The organism is Streptomyces sp. NPDC006872, from assembly GCF_040635845.1.
Lineage (GTDB): Bacteria > Actinomycetota > Actinomycetes > Streptomycetales > Streptomycetaceae > Streptomyces.
This window is the reverse complement of the sequence record NZ_JBEYIL010000011.1, coordinates 308,075-325,952: the sequence shown is the minus strand read 5'-3', so window position 1 is coordinate 325,952 and position 17,878 is coordinate 308,075. Positions and strand designations below refer to the sequence as shown.

Below are 17,878 nucleotides of genomic sequence, written 5' to 3'. Positions count from 1 at the left end.
ATCAGGCCTGGCCGGGGGTCAGGCCTGGTGGATCCGGTCCACCAGGATGTCGATGACGAGCGGCGTGCGCGGGCCGAAGCTCAGCAGCACGCCGTCCTCCAGGTCGACGACCCTGCGGTTCATGCCCGCCGGGGTCTGGGCGATGCCGGGGATCTGGAGGAGGCCGTCGAGGCCGCCGACGGAGTCCAGGCCCTTGGTCATCATCAGGATGACGTCCGGCTGGGCCTGGGCGAGGGCCTCGGTGGTGATGGGGGTGAAGGGCTTGTCCAGTCCGGCTTCCGTGCCCGCGTCCACCGCGCCCGCCGCCGCCAGCAGGGAGTCGGCGCCGGAGCCCGTGCCGCCGATCAGATAGACGGCCGCGCTGCCGCGCATATAGAGGAACGCGACCTTGGGCTTGCTGCCCTCGGGCACGCCCGCGCGTGCGGCGGCGAGGTCGGCGCTCATGCGCGCGTTGAGCGCCCGGCCGGCCGCCGGGACGCCGAGGGCCTCGGCGATGCGGGTGGTGCGGGCGGTGACGTCGGCGAGTTTCGTCGCCGGGTCGAGGACGACGATCGGGACGCCGGCGTCGCGGATCTGCTCGATCGCCTCCTTGGGGCCGGTGTCCGTGTCGGCCAGCACCACCGTCGGCCGCAGTGACAGCACGCTCTCCGCGCTGACGTCGTGCGCCTTGGTGACCTGGGGGAGCTTCTTCGCCTCCTCGAAGGTGGCCGTGATGTCCCGGCCGACGACCCGGCTGCCGAGCCCGAGGGTGAACACGATCTCCGCGACGCCGCCGTTGAGGGGCAGGATGCGCGCGGCGTCCGTCACGGTGACCTCGCGTCCGTCGGAGGAGTCGACGGTCACGGGCAGTTTCGGGGTGGGCGCCGGTCCTTCGAGGGGGACGAGGGTGTTTTTCGCGAGCTGTTTCTGGGCGGCCGCGGCCCGTGCGCTCGCGGACGCCGGTGTGGCGTCCGAGCTTCCTGCGCCTGAGGCGCCGTTGCCCGTGCCGTTTCCTCCGCAGGCCCCCGTGAGCAGGGCAAGGGTCAGAGCGAGGACGGTGAGACGTCTCCCCGATGGGCGCATTGTTTTCCTTTCCTGTCGTCCTGTCGGCTGGTGCAAAGCTGAAGAGTAGTTTAGGTTAGCCTTCCCTTAGTTTCACCGGGTGGGGGTGTACCCATGGCGAGGCCAAGTGGCCTGCGTGCCAACGGAGTTCGAGCTTTTCTCGCGGTCGCCTCGGCGTCCGCCCTGCTGCTCCCGGCGGCCACGGCCGCTGAAGCGGCGGGCGGATCGGCGAACGGCCCGGAGGGGCAGAAACTCACCGTCTCGAAGTCGTCCGGCCTCGCCGCGGCGGGCGAGACGGTCACCGTGACCGGCTCCGGCTACAACACCGAGAAGGGCATCTACGTCGCCTTCTGCGTCGACAACGGCGCCGGGAAAACGCCCACGCCGTGCGTCGGCGGCGTCGACATGTCCGGCGAGTCGGGCGCGTCGGTGTGGATCTCCTCGAACCCGCCCTCCTACGGCGAGGGGCTGGCCGAGCCGTACGGCGGCAGCGCGCACAAGGGCACCTTCGGCGTGACGCTCAAGGTGCGCGCCAAGGACGCCAACACCGACTGCACCGCCGCCGGTGTGACCTGCGCCGTCATCACCCGCAACGACCACACCCGGGGCGGGGACCAGACCCAGACGGTACGGATCCCGGTGACGTTCGGCGCGGCGTCGTCCTCGACGGCGGGCTCCGCGGCGACGTCGACCTCGACGCCGAGTGCGAGCGCGTCGGCGAAGTCGTCCGGCGGCAAGGCGGCCGACGGCTCCATGGCGAGCACCGGATCCGAGCTCGCGCTGCCGGTCGGCCTGACCGCCGCCGCGCTGGTCGCGGCCGGGGCCGGCGCCTGGTTCTGGGCACGGCGTCGCCGAACCTGACACCACCTCATATCCGCATGGGAGAACAGAATATGGCGAAGAGAACCGGCGCCGTCGCCCTGGTGGCCGGCGCCCTGTTCGCGCTCGGCGCCCCGGCCTCGGCGGCCGGCCAGGAACTGCCCGAAGGGGCGCGCGCGGAGTGGACCCTGACCGCCCCGGGCGTCTCGCTCGGCGTCACCGCACCGGGGGTGCGCACCGCCGACGGCGGCGCCTCGTTCCCCGCCCTCGACGGCGGCACGGACTCCGGAACCGGGGTCACCGAGCTGGAGTTGGGCGGCGCGGCCCGCCTCGGCACCGTGGCGCGGCAGCCGCTCGTGCTCGCCGGACTGCGGCTGCGGCTGACCGGCGACGAGGGCGAGCTGTACGCCCGTACGGTCGTCGACGGCCGGGCCCGCGAGCTGGCCCTGGCCGAGGTGGCCGGGTCGCGCGCCTCGCTCACCGAGGAAGGCGCGCGCCTGTTGTCGTCCTGGAGCGGCACGGAGTTCACGGCGGGGGAGGGGCTGGGCGAGTTCGAGGTGACGCTGCCGGAGGCGGCCGTCGAATCCCCTCAGGCGTCCCCGGCCCCTGTCGACGGGTCTGCCGGGCAGACCGCCGAGCCGGCCGCCGGGCCGACGGCCGACGCACGGGCGGCGGCAGCCGCTGCCGTGGCCCGCTCCGCCCTCGCCCCCGGCACCGAACAGACCGTCAGCGCAACGGGGTTCGGCCCCGGCGCGGTCGTGCTCGTCGCGATCGACGGCGACACGCGCTACCAGGACGTGGCCGACGCGCAGGGCCGTCTCGCCCGCTCGTTCCCCGTGTACGCCACGGCGGTCGAGGGCGCGCACACCGTCGAGCTGACCCAAGTGGGCGGCGAACAGCAGGTTGTCGCCGTCGACTTTACCGTCCATTGACAAACCTCCGAAGATCATAGTTAGGTAAGCCTTACCTAAGTTCATCTCCCTTCCTGAGAGGAACCACCGTGAGAGCCTCCGTCGCCCGCGCCGGTCTCGCCGTCGCCGCCTCCGCCGCCCTGACCCTGGGCCTGGCCACCTCCGCCTCCGCCGCCACCTCGACCCGCACGATCGTCGACGGCAGCACCACGTACAACCTGTCGCTGACGGCCCCCGACACCGCCGCCGCGGCCGGCCAGGTCATCACCGTCACCGGCTCCGGGTACAACACCGGCCAGGGCATCTACGTCGGCCTGTGCGTCGTCGACGGCGCCGCGGGCGTCAACAAGCCCACCCCCTGCCTCGGCGGCCAGGACGAGACCGGCGCCACCGGCGCCTCGCACTGGATCAACAACATCTTCGGCGGCCTGTTCGCCAACAGCTCCAAGTTCGGCACCGGCGGCACCTTCAGCGTGCAGATCTACGTCCAGGCCACCCTCGAGGACGGCAGCGTCTGCGGCCAGGACGTCGAGTGCGCCGTCGTCACCCGCGCCGACCACTTCGACACCAACGACCGCAACTACGACGTGCACGTCCCCATCAGCTTCCAGTAAGCGCTCACAGCGCTCACAGCGCTCACAGCGCTCACAGCGCTCACAGCGCTCACAGCGCTCACAGCGCTCACAGCGCGTGCAGCTCCGACCGGTCATGCGGGCCGGCCCTCCGGCCGGCCCGTTCCGGCACGTCCGCAGAAGCCCGACCGAGGAACCCTCCATGACAGACGACAGCACCGACCGGCGGCGGGCCGGCGCCGCGCCTGGACCCCGGCTCGGACGCCCCGCGGCGCTCCTGGGAGTCGCCGCGCTGGTGGCTGCCGCAGCCATGGCCGTCACCGTCGGATCGCCCGCCCAGGCCTCCGACTCGCCGAGGACGGCGCTCGGCAAGGACGGCCAGAAGCTCACCGTCTCCGCCTCCGCGAACCTGGACCCCGCAGCAGGCGAGACCCTCAGCGTCACCGGCTCCGGCTACGACGACACGCTCGGCATCTACCTCGCCGTGTGCAAGGACAACGGCGACAACCGCATCCCCACCCCCTGCCTCGGCGGCGCCGACCAGTCGGGGAGCAGCGGCTCCTCGATCTGGATCATCCCCAGGGACGCCTCGGACGAGGGCGCGGGCACCGTCGCCGTCCGGTGGGGCGAGGGCGGCACCTTCGACGTCGACCTGAACGTCAAGGCCAAGGACAGCGGCCTGGACTGCCTCGAGGTCGCCTGCTCGGTCGTCACCCGGGTCGACCACAACGGATCCGGCAACCGTTCCCAGGACGTCCGCATCCCCATCACCTTCGAGGGCCAGGACCCGGGCGACGGCGAGGACGGCGGCAACGGCGAGGAGGTCCCGCCGGGCACCGTCAGCTATGTGCAGTCACCGGCGGAGGAGTTCGCCACCACCAACGCCGGCCGCCCCCTGGACCTCCTGCTGCACCCCGACTCCGGGAAGCTGTACGTGGGCTCGGACAACATCCCCGACACCTCGACCGTGGCCGAACAGGGCCTGTACGTCCTGGACGCCAAGACCGGCGCGGCCCTCGGTCACATCGCGCAGGCTCCCGGCGCGAACGGCGCCATGGCCGCCCGCGTGGTCCGCCGGATCGTCGCCCCGCTCCCCGGCGACGGCGTCGTCTTCCACTACCCGCTGCGCGGCGTCGGCACCGCCAGGAACGGCGACACGACGGCGCAGGGCATCTGGGCCAACGGCACGTCCTACACCGGCGTCGGCCAGGACGCCGACGCCGCCACCGTCCTGATCGCGGCGGGCCCAGAGCTGCGCCGCGTCGAGCTCGCCACCGGCGTCGTCAAGAAGACCGTCACCCTGGAGGGCGGCACCGACCTCGGCGTGGACGCCGCCCGCGGCGCCGCCTGGTCCCTCGGGACGGCCGAGGGCAGGACGGTGCTGCGCCGCGTCGACACCGGCACCTTCGAGGTCACCGCCACGGCCGAGTTCACCGCCGACGTCCTCACCTTCGTCGAGCCGGACCCGGCGACCGGCAACGTCTGGGTGGGCAACGGCTCGTCCGTGCTCGTCTTCGACAAGGACGCCGAACTGCTGACCACCCTGACGGGTACGGACCGGGCCATGACCGTGGCCTTCGACAGGACCACCGGCCGGGCCTTCGTGCTGCGCGAGGACCTCGGCGACAGCGCCTCGGACCAGACCGGGTCCCTCGAGATCGTCGACAGCGTGACCTTCGAGCCGACGGCCGCCGCGGTCGCCCTGCCGGGCAGCGTCAGGGTGGGCGGCTACGCGGGCGTCGCCGTCGCCCCCGGCGCCACGGCCGTCTACATCACGAAGGCGGCGGAGAGCAAGGTCGTCAAGTTCGACCTCCGGGTGTCCCCCAAGGTCGTCCAGACCCCCACCGACCAGAGTGTCACCGTCGGCGACGAGGTCACCTTCGTCGCGGCGGCCGAGGGCGCCCCGGCGCCGACCCTGAAGTGGGAGGTCAGCCCCGACGGCGGCCAGACCTGGAGCGTCGTCCAGGGCGCGACGGCGAACGCGTACTCCTTCACCGCGCGCGCCGCGCACGACGGCTACCGCTACCGGGTGGCCTTCACCAACTCCTCCGGCACGACCCGCACGTCGGAGTTCACGCTGACGGTCAAGGCGGCCGACGACGGCGGTGGCGACGGCGGCGACGGCGACCAGATCCCCTCCGGCACCAGGACCGTCACCGGCGCCGAGGGTCAGAAGCTCACCGTCACCCCGGTGAACGACCTGGCCACCGAGGACCAGGTCCTCAAGGTCACCGGTAGCGGCTACGACGTCGACAAGGGCATCTACGTCGCCCTGTGCGTCGACAACGGCGCCGGCGAACTGCCCACCCCCTGCGTCGGCGGCGTCGACATGACCGGCGGCTCGCACAGCTCGGCGTGGATCTCCTCCAACCCGCCCGACTACGGCGAGGAGCTGGCGACCCCGTACGGCGCCGGCGGCACCTTCTCGGTGGAGCTGACCGTGGACGCCAAGGACGAGTTCACCGACTGCTTCAAGGCGACCTGTGTGCTGGCCACCCGCGCCGACCACACCCTCTCCGGCGACCGCTCCCAGGACGTGAAGGTCCCGGTCGCCTTCGTCGGCCAGGACCCGGTGGACACGGACGACGACGGCGGCGACACCGGCGGCACGGACGGCGGCTCGACGTCGGGCACGACGGGCGGCTCGACCTCGGGCTCGACCTCCGGTTCCACGACCGCCTCCGGCGGCACCGGCGCCACGACTGCCGGCTCCTCCTCCGGCAGCCTCGCCTCCACCGGCGCGACCGTCGGCACGGCAGCGGGCCTGGCCCTGCTGCTCACGGCGGCGGGCTGGTACGTCCACCGACGGGCGAAGACGGCCCGGGCCACCCGGTAGAACCCTGGGAGCCGTCCTGGTTCCCGGACCCGTCCTGGTTCCCGTCAGTTCCCGGACCCCGGCGAGGCGCCCGCCTGCCGGGGTCCGGCCGTGTCGTAGGCGTCCGGCGCGGACACCGCCGGGACGTCCACCTCGATCAGCTCGACGGCGGGCTGCCGCACGGCCCCGGTCAGCACCAGGCGGCCGCCCGCGTGCAGCGCGACCCCGGTCATCGGCACGGCGACCACGAGCAGTGCCGCTCCCAGCACCAGGCCCATCACCGGGAACCCGGCCCAGGCCGACAGCACGCTCCCGGTCAGCGGTCCGGCCGCCGTGCCCAGCGAGCCCGCCGCCCCGACGAGCACCGCCCAGCGCCCGCGCGGGTCCAGCGAGGCGGCCAGCCCGATCAGATACGACAGGACGACCGGGTAGAGCACGTTCCAGGCGATCTCACCGGTCGTGAAGCTCACCGGCCCGGTGGCCGAGGCGCTGGCCACCACACATCCGGCGATCAGGACGGTCCCGGCGCCGATCGGCACCGCCCGCCCCAGCCGCGCCCCGAGCGCCCTCGCGCCCAGCACGCCCATGAGCCCGGCCCCCAGCGCCACCGCGAACACCGCGCCGACGGCGGCCTCGCTGAGCCCCGCCTGCGTCAGCCCGATCCGCCCGCTCACTCCCCAGAGGGAGTTCTGCACGAGGGACCAGCAGGGCATGGCGGCGGCGAGCACGAGCCCCGCCCGCAGGTGGGGCAGCGCGGCGCGTTCCCGGCACCGGGCGGCGGATGCCGTACGGCCGGGCAGACGCCCCGTCAGCGGCCATACGGCGAGCGAGGCCAGCGCTATGGCGGCCAGCGGCTGTCCATGGCCCGCGCCGAGGTGCGGAACCGTCAGATAGACGACCCCGGCGACCGCGGACACCCAGAGCAGGCCCAGCGTGGAGGTGCGGTGCGGGTCGGGCTCGGCGGCGATGCGGGTCGCGGCGACCGTGGTGGCCGTACCGGAGCCGAAGCCGCCCAGGACCGCGCCCGCGACGACGGCCGGCACGTCACCGGCGAGGGCGGCCCCGCCGTAGCCGAGCGCGGCGAGCGCGAGGCCGGTCCGGGCCAGCGTCCGGGCGCCGATCCGCTCCACCCGGGAGGCCAGCAGGAAGCCGGCGGACGCCGAACTCAGCAGCAGCGCGCTGCCGACGGCGCCCGCCTCGGTGGCGGTCAGCGGAAGTCCGGACTCCAGCCGGCCGACCACCGTCGGCAGCAGATACGGAGCGAGATACCCGGCAGTGAACAGGGCGAGGAGGGGCCGGGGCAGGGGGGTGCGACGGGCGAACACGGGCGTTCCAAGGCATGCGGGATGAGCGGCTCGAGAGGGTGGGGCGCAGGCCGTCGACGGACAGGAACGCGCGGGCAATTTGTATCAAGCACGTGGTGTGCACAAAAGCGGGGGGTGTGTGATCTGGATCACATATTGTTTGCGGCGGGAGATGGCGGGTAAACGGCGCGCCTCTAACGCCAGTTCACGGCGCCGCCGGACCCGCCGGCACCCGGCGCCAGTGCCTCGATCTTCGCCCTGATCTCCCGCATCACCGCCACGATCCGCTCCTCGTGCTCCGGCGTCAGTCGCGCCACCGGCACCGAGCAGCTGATCGCGTCCTGCGCCGGAGTGTCGTAGCGCAGGGCGAAGCCGAAGCCGACGATGCCGGTCACGCCCTCCTCGCGGTCCACCGCGTACCCGCGCGCCCGCACCTCGGCGAGGTCGGCGAGCAGCGCCGCCCGGCTGGTGTGCGACCTGGCGGTCATCGCCTCGTACGGGCCCTCGGGCAGTTCCCCGTCCGGCCGCTCCGCCAGCAGCGCCTTGCCGAGCGCGCCGACGTGCGCGGGCAGCCGCCGCCCGACCCGGCTGATCGTGCGCAGGTATTCGTGCGACTCGCGCGTCGCCAGATACGCCACGCCCCGGCCGTCCAGCCGTCCGAGGTGGATGGTCTCGCCCAGCGCCTCGGAGGCCTCGTCGAGACAGGGCCGCACCAGTCTGACGCGCGGGTCGGAGTCGAGGTAGCCGGTGCCTGTCAGCAGGGCGTGGATGCCGATGCCGTAGAGGGAGCCGGTGACGTCCGTGCGGACCCAGCCCCGGTCGATCAGGGTCTGCAGCAGCGCGTACATCGAGCTGCGCGGCACGCCCAGCTCGTCCGCCAGCTCCTGCAGCCGGGCCGGACGGTCGCCGCGCGCCGCGAGAAGTTCCAGCAGCTCGACCGTGCGCGCCGCGGACTTCACCTCGCGGACGCCGCCTGTATCCGACATGGGCCGATCGTAATCGGGGCGGACCGGACCGTTGACGATCGGCGTTCGTATATCTAACCTCCATCTTCATACGTGGATAGCATCTACATGGGGAGATGGATGAGGGTGAGTCTCGACAGGGACACGGTCCGCCGCCTGCGGGAGGGCATGGCACACGGCGTGCTCTCCTTCCCGCTCACGAGCTTCCACGCCGACGGCTCCCTCGACCCCGACGGCTTCCGGGCGCACGCGGCGGCACAGATCGCGACCGCCCCCGGCGCGGTCTTCCCCGCCTGCGGGACCGGCGAGTTCTTCTCCCTCGACGAGGACGAGTACCGCCAGGTGGTCACGATCGCCGTCGAGGAGGCGGCCGGCCGGCTCCCGGTCGTCGCCGGGATCGGCTACGGCTGGGCGCAGGCCGCCCGCTTCGCCCGCATCGCGGAGGACGCCGGCGCCGACGCCCTCCTCGTCCTCCCGCACTACCTGGTCGCCGCCCCGCAGGACGGGCTGGTCGCCCAGCTCGAGCACATCGCGGCCCGCACCCGGCTTCCGCTCATCGCCTACCAGCGCGGCCAGGTCGCCTTCACCGCAGCCTCGTTGAGGCGCATCGCCGCCATCCCGACCGTCATCGGCCTCAAGGACGGCCACAGCGACCTCGACCGCCTCCAGCGCCTCACGCTCGCCGCCCCCGAGGGCTTCCTCTTCTTCAACGGCGCCGCCACCGCCGAGATCCAGGCCCGCTCCTACGCCGCCGTCGGCGTCCCCGCCTACTCCTCCGCCGTCCACGCCTTCGCCCCCGAGATCGCGAACGCCTTCTTCACGGCGCTGAAGGCCGACGGCGACCGGGACGGCGGCGGCGACGGCACGGTCGAGAAGCTGCTGCGCGATTTCTACGTCCCGCTCGTCGAACTCCGCGACCGCGTCCCCGGATACGCCGTGTCGCTGGTCAAGGCGGCGGCCCGGCTGCGCGGCCGCCCGGTCGGGCCCGTGCGCGCCCCGCTCGCCGACCCGTCGGGCGACGACCTCGCCGATCTCAAGACCCTCCTGACCGCCGGCCTCGACCTCGTAGGAGCCGCCCTGTGAACCTCACGATCGCCGAAGTCCGCCTGACCCCGATCCTGGTCGCCGACCCGCCCCTGCTCAACACCCAGGGCGTGCACCAGCCGTACACCCCCCGACTGATCGTCGAGGTGGTGACCGCCGACGGCGTCACGGGCGTCGGCGAGACCTACGGCGACACCAAGTACCTCGAACTGGCCCGCCCCTTCGCCGACAAACTGACCGGCCGTCAGGTCAGTGACCTGAACGGGCTGTTCACGATCGCCGACGAGGTGGCCGTCGACAGCTCCCGGATCTCCGGCCAGGTGGACGTCGGCGGGCTGCGCGGCGTCCAGACCGCCGACAAGCTGCGGCTGTCCGTCGTCTCCGCCTTCGAGGTCGCCTGCCTCGACGCCCTCGGCAAGGCGCTCGGCCTGCCCGTGCACGCGCTGCTCGGCGGCAAGGTCCGCGACGCCGTCGAGTACAGCGCCTACCTGTTCTACAAGTGGGCCGACCACCCCGAGGGCGTGGCCGCGCAGCAGGACGACTGGGGCGCGGCCGTCGACCCGGCCGGAGTCGTCGAGCAGGCCCGGCGCTTCAAGGAGCGCTACGGCTTCACCTCCTTCAAGCTCAAGGGCGGCGTCTTCCCGCCGGACGAGGAGATCGCCGCCGTCCGGGCACTGGCCGAGGCGTTCCCCGGACACCCGCTGCGGCTCGACCCCAACGGCGCCTGGTCCGTGGCGACCTCGCTGAAGGTCGCCGAGGAGATCGGCGGCATCCTGGAATACCTGGAGGACCCGGCCCTCGGCACCCCGGCCATGGCCGAGGTCGCCGCGCAGACCGACGTGCCGCTCGCCACCAACATGTGCGTGACCACTTTCGCCGAGATCAAGGAGGCGTTCACGCGGGACGCCGTCCAGGTCGTCCTCTCCGACCACCACTACTGGGGCGGGCTGCGCAACACGCAGCAGCTCGCCGCGATCTGCCGGACGTTCGGCGTCGCGGTCTCCATGCACTCCAACACCCACCTGGGCATCTCGCTGGCCGCGATGACCCAGGTGGCGTCCACCGTCCCGGACCTCCGTCACGCCTGCGACTCCCACTACCCCTGGCAGTCGGAGGACGTCCTCACCGAGCGGCTGACCTTCGACGACGGCAAGGTCACCGTGTCGGACGCACCGGGCCTCGGCGTCGAACTCGATCACGACAGACTCGCGCTCCTGCACCGACGCTGGCTCGACGACGACGGCGCCCTGCGCGAACGCGACGACGCGGCGGCGATGCGCGTCGTCGACCCCGGCTGGATCACCCCGGCCGTGCCGCGCTGGTAGCCGCGCTTCACTCTCCGGCGCTTCACTCTCCAGAGGGAGGTCGCGGCGGCTGGGCGCCCCGGTGCGCGTGTGACGCACGACGGGCTGTCGGTGACGTGGTGCACACTGGCCAGATCGGCACCACGTCAGGGAGCGCACCGTGACCGCGTCCAACGCGTCCACCGGAGAGGGACGCCACCGCCAGCCCGCGAGGGCCGGCCAGAGTGCCCAGGCGGGCCGGATCCGGCAGGCCGCCCGGGTCGACCCCCTGGCCGCCCGGCGCACCCCCGACGATCCGCCGTGGGACGTCTACCTCACCGGCACCGTCTTCCTCGACATCATCTTCACCGGGCTCGACTCCGCCCCGGTGCGCGGGACCGAGTCCTGGGCGCGCGGCATGGGGTCGAGCCCCGGCGGCGTCGCCAACATGGCCACCGCCCTCGCCCGGCTGGGCCTGCGCACCTCCCTCGCGGCGGCCTTCGGCGACGACCACTACGGCGAGTACTGCTGGGACGCCCTCGAACAGGGCGAGGGCATCGACCTCAGCACCTCCCGCTCGGTCCCGGGCTGGCACTCCCCGGTCACCGTCTCCATGGCCTACGAGGGCGAGCGGACGATGGTCTCCCACGGGCACGAACCACCCCCCGAGGCCGCGCTCGTCCCGGACGGAACCCCCGAGTGCCCACCGCCCGCCCGCGCCGCCGTCGCCTCCCTCACCCCCGGCAAGCGCGCCCCCTGGATCGAGCAGGCCGCCCGCCGCGGCACCCGCATCTTCGCCGACGTCGGCTGGGACGAGACCGGGGCCTGGGACCTGGCCGGCCTCGCCGACCTGGAGCACTGCGAGGCCTTCCTGCCGAACGCGGAGGAGGCCATGAACTACACCGGCGCCAGCTGCCCCCGGGCCGCCGCCCACGCCCTCACCGAGCACGTACCGCTCGCGGTCGTGACGCTCGGTGCGGAGGGCGCGTACGCGGTGGACCGTGCGACGGGCGAGAGCGCCGAGGTTCCGGCCATCGCCGTCGAGGCCCTCGACCCCACCGGCGCCGGGGACGTCTTCGTGGCCGGCTTCGTCACCGGCACCCTGGCCGGCTGGCCGCTCGCCGACCGACTCGCCTTCGCCGGCCTCACGGCGGCCCTCTCCGTCCAGGAGTTCGGCGGCTCGCTCTCCGCCCCCGGCTGGTGCGAGCTCGCGGCCTGGTGGCGCAAGGTCCAGTCGGTCGAGGGCCAGGACCCCGAGGCGCTGCGCCGGTACGCGTTCCTGGCGGATCTGGTCCCGGCGGCGGAGGAGGAGGTCACCCCGTGGCCGCTGCGCAGAGCGGTCCCGACGATCGGTTTCGGCCGCTCGGCATAGCCGCACGGGCACGCACGGCAGGGGCGAAAACTCCTACGGCGTTGTCAGTGCCCTGGCGTACCCTTGAACTCGCCAGGCCGCCCTCGTGGCAGGCGAGACGCATCCGGGAGGACGTAGAGGCCCTCGGGCCGGCCTATGACTCAGACACCCACAGCTCACACGCCCGCGCAGGGCAAGGCGAGAGCACAGTTCACCGTTCCCGCCCAGCACCCCATGGTGACCGTGCTGGGATCCGGAGACTCCCTCCTGCGCGTGATAGAGACGGCCTTCCCGGCGGCTGACATCCACGTCCGGGGAAATGAGATAAGCGCAGTCGGCGAACCACGGGAAGTCGCCCTCATCCAGCGCCTGTTCGACGAGATGATGCTGGTGCTCCGCACCGGGCAGCCGATGACGGAGGACGCAGTGGAACGCTCGATCGCCATGCTGCGAGCGAGCGAGAACGGGACGAGCGACGGCCAGGAGACCCCGGCCGAAGTGCTCACACAGAACATCCTGTCCTCGCGAGGCCGCACGATCCGCCCCAAGACCCTCAACCAGAAGCGGTACGTCGACGCGATCGACAAGCACACGATCGTCTTCGGCATCGGTCCCGCGGGCACCGGCAAGACCTATCTGGCCATGGCCAAGGCGGTCCAGGCCCTCCAGTCCAAGCAGGTCACCCGCATCATCCTGACCCGCCCCGCGGTAGAGGCCGGCGAACGCCTCGGCTTCCTCCCCGGCACCCTCTACGAAAAGATCGACCCGTACCTGCGCCCGCTGTACGACGCCCTGCACGACATGCTCGACCCGGACTCGATCCCGAAGCTGATGGCATCGGGAACCATCGAGGTGGCGCCGCTGGCCTACATGAGGGGTCGCACGCTCAACGACGCCTTCATCATCCTGGACGAGGCTCAGAACACGAGTCCCGAGCAGATGAAGATGTTCCTGACCCGGCTCGGGTTCGAGTCGAAGATCGTGATCACGGGTGACGTGACGCAGGTGGACCTGCCGAACGGCACCAAGTCGGGGCTCCGGCAGGTGCAGGAGATCCTGGAGGGGCTGGACGACGTCCACTTCTCGCGGTTGTCGTCCCAGGATGTCGTCCGGCACAAGCTGGTCGGCCGTATCGTCGACGCGTACGAGAAGTACGACAGCGAGAACGGTACGGAGAACGGCACCCACAAGGGCGGCCGGAACAAGCGGAAGTAGACAAGCCAGCACCATGTCGATCGACGTCAACAACGAGTCTGGAACCGAGGTCGACGAGCAGGCGATCCTCGACATCGCCCGCTACGCGCTCGCGCGGATGCGCATCCACCCGCTCTCCGAGCTCTCGGTGATCGTCGTGGACGCCGACGCCATGGAGCAGCTGCACATCCAGTGGATGGATCTGCCCGGTCCGACCGATGTCATGTCCTTCCCGATGGACGAGCTCCGGCCGCCGTCGAAGGACGACGATGAGCCTCCGCAGGGGCTGCTCGGCGACATCGTGCTGTGTCCTGAGGTCGCCGAGCGGCAGGGCAAGGAAGCGCCCACGCAGCACTCCATGGACGAGGAGCTCCAACTGCTCACCGTCCACGGAGTGCTGCACCTGCTCGGGTACGACCACGAGGAGCCCGACGAGAAGGCCGAGATGTTCGGCCTTCAGGCGGCCATCGTGGACGGATGGCGGGGTGAGAAGGGCATGACCGGGCCGTCTCCGGCGCCGACCGTGTCATGAGCCTCGGTCTGGTCTCCGGCGCGATCGCCCTGGTCGTGGTCGCCTGGCTCGCCGCCTGTGCGGAGGCGGGCCTCGCGCGTGTCTCCAGCTTCCGGGCCGAGGAGGCGGTGCGGTCCGGCAGACGCGGCAGCGCCAAGCTCGCGCAGATCGCCGCCGACCCGACCCGCTATCTCAACGTGGCGCTGCTGGTCCGCGTCGCCTGCGAGATGGCGGCCGCCGCGCTGGTCACCTACGCCTGCCTGAAGGAGATCCACGGCACGACCCCGGCGCTGTTCGCCGCGATCGGCGTGATGGTCCTGGTGTCGTACGTCGCCGTGGGCGTCTCCCCGCGCACCATCGGCCGCCAGCACCCGCTGAACACGGCGACGGCGGCCGCGTACGTGCTGCTGCCGCTGGCCCGGATCATGGGCCCGATCCCTTCCCTGCTGATCCTCATCGGCAACGCGCTCACGCCCGGCAAGGGCTTCCGCCGGGGCCCCTTCGCCTCCGAGGCCGAGCTGCGCGCGCTGGTCGACCTCGCCGAGAAGGAGTCGCTGATCGAGGACGACGAGCGCCGTATGGTGCACTCGGTCTTCGAGCTGGGCGACACCCTCGTACGGGAGGTCATGGTCCCGCGGACCGACCTCGTCGTCATCGAGCGCTACAAGACCATCCGCCAGGCCCTGACCCTCGCCCTGCGCTCCGGTTTCTCCCGTATACCCGTGAGCGGGGAGAGCGAGGACGACATCGTGGGGATCGTGTATCTGAAGGACCTGGTCCGCAAGACGCACATCAGCCGTGACGCGGAGAGCGAGCTGGTGTCGACGGCGATGCGGCCCGCCGCGTTCGTCCCGGACACCAAGAACGCCGGCGATCTGCTGCGTGAGATGCAGCAGGAGCGCAACCATGTCGCCGTGGTGATCGACGAGTACGGCGGCACGGCCGGCATCGTCACCATCGAGGACATCCTCGAGGAGATCGTCGGCGAGATCACCGACGAGTACGACCGTGAGCTGCCGCCCGTCGAGGAGCTCGGCGACGACCGGTACCGGGTCACCGCCCGCCTCGACATCACGGACCTCGGCGAGCTGTACGGCCTGGAGGAGTACGACGACGAGGACGTGGAGACGGTCGGCGGGCTGCTCGCCAAGGCCCTGGGCCGGGTGCCGATCGCCGGGGCGTCGTCCGAGGTCGAACTGCCCGACGGGCGCAGGCTGCGGCTGACGGCGGAGGCCGCGGCCGGCCGCCGGAACAAGATCGTGACGGTGCTGGTGGAGCCGGTGACTTCGGCGGAGCAGTCGGAGGAGAAGCCGGAGTGAGCCCGGACGAACTGCGGGCACTGTGCCTGTCCTTCGAGGCCGCCGAGGAGGATTTTCCCTTCCGGCCGGAGATCTCCGTCTTCAAGGTGCTGGGCAAGATGTTCGCGCTGAGCTGGATGGACCAGCGTCCCTTGAAGGTCAACCTCAAGTGCGACCCGGACGACGCGGTGCGGCTGCGCGCCGAGCACTCGGGGCTGATCGCCCCGGGCTATCACATGAACAAACGCCACTGGAACACGGTGACCGTCGAGGGCGAGCTCCCCGACCGCCTGGTCAGGGAGCTCGTCGAGGACTCGTACGACCTGGTCGTCGCCGGCCTGCCGAGGGCCGAGCGACTGCGACTCGACCGGCCCTGACTCCGGCTCAGCCCTGGTCGTCGCCGGGGAAGCGGATGAGGAACTCGGGGCCGTAGCGGTGGCTGTCGTCGCCGGGCAGGGGCTCCTTCATCAACGCGTGGGCGCGCGACTTCAGGCCGAACATCGCACCGACGGAACGGCCGAGCGCGGCGTCGTCCCCGTTGTGCCATGCCTGTTCCAGGTGGTCGAGCATCTCGGTGTACTTCTCGTTGAACGCGTTGAGGAGCTTCTGCACGTTCGCCGAAGGGTCGGGCCAGCGCTCGGTCTTGAGCCTGCCCATGGGGTGCGTCTCGGGGAAGGGAACCGGCTCGCCGATCCAGTCGAACGGCAGGGGCCCGGTGGGCGAGGGGGCCAGCCTCCGCCCCTTCCAGATCTCCCCGAAGCTGTAGTAGTGGGCCAGCGGGCCCAGGCCCTGCCCGTCCTTGGGGAGGGTGGGGTCTTCGGGCCCGTGGCCGGTGCCCTCGCCCTGCTCCTTGATCACGTCGATCGCCTTCACGATGTCGGCGACGTTCGAGAACACCGGCAGCATGTTGTCGCCGATCTGCTTCTCCAGCTGATGGCCCGCCACGATGGCCGGGTTGACCGTCGTGAACGCCTCTCGCAGCGCGTCGTAGAACTTGCCGATCGTGACCCACTCCTCGTAGAGGAGCGCGAGCGGGTTTTCGGGCATCTCGATTTCCATGAACACGTCACGGACGTACTGCTGGGTGAGCCCCTGGAGGTACACGTCGATCTGGGGCCGGACGTTGCCCGGCAGCTTGCCCGGGTACTTGGGGGCCGCGGCGATGATGTACGGCGTTCCGCCGATCGCGGACATCATGTTGCACACCATGCCCATGTGGAACATCTCGTCGTGGACGATGTTCGTGATCAGCCTCTCGGCCTCGGAGTCCTCGGTCTTGATGGACCACATGCCGCAGAGGTAGGGCGGCAGCGTCGCCAGTTCCAAGGCGATGGCGGACTGCAGACCGGCCTCGATCCAGGCCAGGTCGCGCTTGGGGTGTGGGGTCTCCATCAGCTGGGCGATCGGCATCGGCTTGGCGGCGATGGTGGCCACGGCGGCTCCCGTTCGTTTCGGGGGAAGGGGCGGGCGGGACCTGTGTGATCTTCCTCGGGGATATAGGCGAGCAAAAGAGGACGTATGGGTGAAAAGTTCGCTGGCTTATTCGCCCGTTTCTTTTTTCGTATGCTCGGGGAATGACCGACAGCAACGCGCTCGATCCCGAGGACCGCAAGATCGTCACCCTGGCCCGTTCCGCTCGGGCCCGTAACGGTGTGCCCGAGGGGGCTGCCGTGCGGGACGAGACGGGGCGTACGTATGTCGCCGTGACGGTGGATCTGCCGTCGCTGCACCTGAGCGCGTTGCAGACGGCGGTGGCGATGGCGGTGGCCTCGGGGGCGGAGTCGCTCGAGGCGGCGGCCGTGGTCACCTCGGCGGAGGCGGTTCGCGACGCCGATCTGAGCGTCGTACGGGATCTCGGCGGCGCGCGGACTCCGGTGCACGTCGCTTCGCTGGACGGGACTGTGCGGCTCACCGTTTCCGCCGGCTGACGTACCAGGGGGGCTCCGCCCCCCCCTGGACCCCCCGTCGCCCACCCTCCCACCCGACTCACTCAGTGACATCCGCACCGGCCACACTTCGGCCGGTTTTCAACCTTGCCTTCCTCCCGTCCCGCACGCATCAATGGGACCGTAAATTCCGACGGACCGTCAGATTCACCCCCCACCGGCACCGGTGTCCGCACCCACCGTTCCGTCTCGGCCGTCCGTCTCCCCACGGTAAAAAAGAGCCGGAGAAACTCCATGAGAGTCAAACGAATCGGATCAGGTGCGGCAGTGCTGGCCGGGGCCCTCGCGGTCACCGGGCTGGCGCTCGCGCCGTCTGCCGTCGCCGTCGCACCGACGACGGCGACCGTCACCGCGAGCTGCGGTCTGTTCGGCGGCGGAGCCGCCACCCTCACGGCCACCCAGAGCGGTACCTCGGCCACCATCACCTTCACCTCGACCGCGGTCACCGCGCCGATCCAGATCAGCGCGAACTCCATCGCCTCGACGCTCACGATGGCGAACTCCACCGGATCCGCGAGGGTCTTCACCGGCACGACGAACCCGCTCATGCCGATCGGCTCCCCGATCACCGTCGGACCGCTCAACGGGACCGTGGCCTCCGGTGACTCGCTGAACTTCCTCGGGGGCTCCCTGAAGATGGTCGTCTTCGGGATCACCGTCACCTGTACGACGAGCACGACGCAGTTGCCGGGACCGTTCGTGTTCGACTGATAGCGGTCGGGAACTGAGCACACGGGCCGTCAGTTTCCGTACGGGACCAGGAAGCTGACGGTCCATCAGTTCGTCGCGCCGTCTCCATTGACTTCTCACCCGATCCGCATCTC

17 protein-coding genes are annotated in these 17,878 nt (G+C 71.4%); 13 read left to right on the top strand and 4 right to left on the bottom strand.

Features of this window, described 5'->3' with window-relative positions; translation table 11 throughout:
• Positions 1–18 precede the first annotated feature (18 nt).
• Positions 19–1,062, bottom strand: coding sequence for an ABC transporter substrate-binding protein (locus ABZ725_RS31335; protein WP_358805856.1), 1,044 nt, complete (start codon positions 1,060–1,062; stop codon positions 19–21).
• Positions 1,063–1,155: 93 nt separating this feature from the next.
• Here ABZ725_RS31335 and ABZ725_RS31330 point away from each other — a divergent pair, with 93 nt between their 5' ends.
• From ABZ725_RS31330 to ABZ725_RS31315, 4 genes are all read left to right on the top strand, one after another.
• Positions 1,156–1,902 (top strand): hypothetical protein, encoded by a 747-nt coding sequence (locus ABZ725_RS31330; protein ID WP_358805855.1) that lies wholly within the window; start codon positions 1,156–1,158, stop codon positions 1,900–1,902.
• A gap of 32 nt (positions 1,903–1,934) precedes the next feature.
• On the top strand, positions 1,935–2,792 hold the full coding sequence (locus ABZ725_RS31325) for a hypothetical protein (protein WP_358805854.1): 858 nt from the start codon (positions 1,935–1,937) through the stop codon (positions 2,790–2,792).
• A gap of 68 nt (positions 2,793–2,860) precedes the next feature.
• Entirely contained in the window at positions 2,861–3,385 is a 525-nt protein-coding gene (locus ABZ725_RS31320; RefSeq protein WP_358805853.1) for a hypothetical protein, read from the top strand.
• Positions 3,386–3,545: 160 nt separating this feature from the next.
• Positions 3,546–6,179, top strand: coding sequence for an immunoglobulin I-set domain protein (locus ABZ725_RS31315; RefSeq protein WP_358805852.1), 2,634 nt, complete (start codon positions 3,546–3,548; stop codon positions 6,177–6,179).
• A 44-nt stretch (positions 6,180–6,223) separates the two neighbouring features.
• Here ABZ725_RS31315 and ABZ725_RS31310 read toward each other — a convergent pair whose 3' ends face one another.
• Positions 6,224–7,483, bottom strand: a complete 1,260-nt coding sequence (locus ABZ725_RS31310; protein ID WP_358805851.1) for an MFS transporter — start codon at positions 7,481–7,483, stop codon at positions 6,224–6,226.
• Positions 7,484–7,656: 173 nt separating this feature from the next.
• Complete coding sequence (locus ABZ725_RS31305) at positions 7,657–8,448, bottom strand: IclR family transcriptional regulator (protein ID WP_358805850.1); 792 nt, start codon at positions 8,446–8,448, stop codon at positions 7,657–7,659.
• 99 nt (positions 8,449–8,547) lie between these two features.
• On the opposite strand from ABZ725_RS31305, the gene ABZ725_RS31300 reads away from it, so the two are divergent.
• The 7 genes from ABZ725_RS31300 (at position 8,548) to ABZ725_RS31270 (ending at position 15,485) form a co-directional block, all read left to right on the top strand.
• Positions 8,548–9,510 (top strand): 5-dehydro-4-deoxyglucarate dehydratase, encoded by a 963-nt coding sequence (locus ABZ725_RS31300; protein WP_358805849.1) that lies wholly within the window; start codon positions 8,548–8,550, stop codon positions 9,508–9,510.
• Positions 9,507–10,796 (top strand): glucarate dehydratase family protein, encoded by a 1,290-nt coding sequence (locus ABZ725_RS31295; RefSeq protein ID WP_358805848.1) that lies wholly within the window; start codon positions 9,507–9,509, stop codon positions 10,794–10,796. Before ABZ725_RS31300 ends, ABZ725_RS31295 begins: the two co-directional genes overlap by 4 nt.
• Before the next feature lie 220 nt (positions 10,797–11,016).
• A complete protein-coding gene (locus tag ABZ725_RS31290; RefSeq protein ID WP_358805916.1) occupies positions 11,017–12,126 on the top strand; it encodes a PfkB family carbohydrate kinase in 1,110 nt (369 codons plus the stop codon).
• A 135-nt stretch (positions 12,127–12,261) separates the two neighbouring features.
• A complete protein-coding gene (locus ABZ725_RS31285) occupies positions 12,262–13,320 on the top strand; it encodes a PhoH family protein (protein WP_351917701.1) in 1,059 nt (352 codons plus the stop codon).
• Between the two features lie 13 nt (positions 13,321–13,333).
• Complete coding sequence (ybeY, locus tag ABZ725_RS31280) at positions 13,334–13,831, top strand: rRNA maturation RNase YbeY (RefSeq protein ID WP_351917703.1); 498 nt, start codon at positions 13,334–13,336, stop codon at positions 13,829–13,831.
• A complete protein-coding gene (locus ABZ725_RS31275) occupies positions 13,828–15,129 on the top strand; it encodes a hemolysin family protein (RefSeq protein WP_358805847.1) in 1,302 nt (433 codons plus the stop codon). Before ybeY ends, ABZ725_RS31275 begins: the two co-directional genes overlap by 4 nt.
• Positions 15,126–15,485 (top strand): MmcQ/YjbR family DNA-binding protein, encoded by a 360-nt coding sequence (locus ABZ725_RS31270; protein WP_358805846.1) that lies wholly within the window; start codon positions 15,126–15,128, stop codon positions 15,483–15,485. Before ABZ725_RS31275 ends, ABZ725_RS31270 begins: the two co-directional genes overlap by 4 nt.
• A 7-nt stretch (positions 15,486–15,492) precedes the next feature.
• Here the strand turns inward: ABZ725_RS31270 and ABZ725_RS31265 are convergent, their stop codons facing one another.
• Entirely contained in the window at positions 15,493–16,542 is a 1,050-nt protein-coding gene (locus ABZ725_RS31265) for a ferritin-like protein (RefSeq protein ID WP_358805845.1), read from the bottom strand.
• A gap of 140 nt (positions 16,543–16,682) precedes the next feature.
• On the opposite strand from ABZ725_RS31265, the gene ABZ725_RS31260 reads away from it, so the two are divergent.
• Both ABZ725_RS31260 and ABZ725_RS31255 read left to right on the top strand, forming a co-directional pair.
• Positions 16,683–17,036: a cytidine deaminase gene (locus ABZ725_RS31260; protein ID WP_351917710.1), complete on the top strand. Its 354-nt coding sequence runs from the start codon at positions 16,683–16,685 to the stop codon at positions 17,034–17,036.
• A 252-nt stretch (positions 17,037–17,288) separates the two neighbouring features.
• The gene (locus ABZ725_RS31255) at positions 17,289–17,765 is read left to right on the top strand and encodes a hypothetical protein (protein WP_358805844.1); all 477 of its coding nucleotides are present in this window, start codon (positions 17,289–17,291) and stop codon (positions 17,763–17,765) included.
• Positions 17,766–17,878 lie beyond the last annotated feature (113 nt).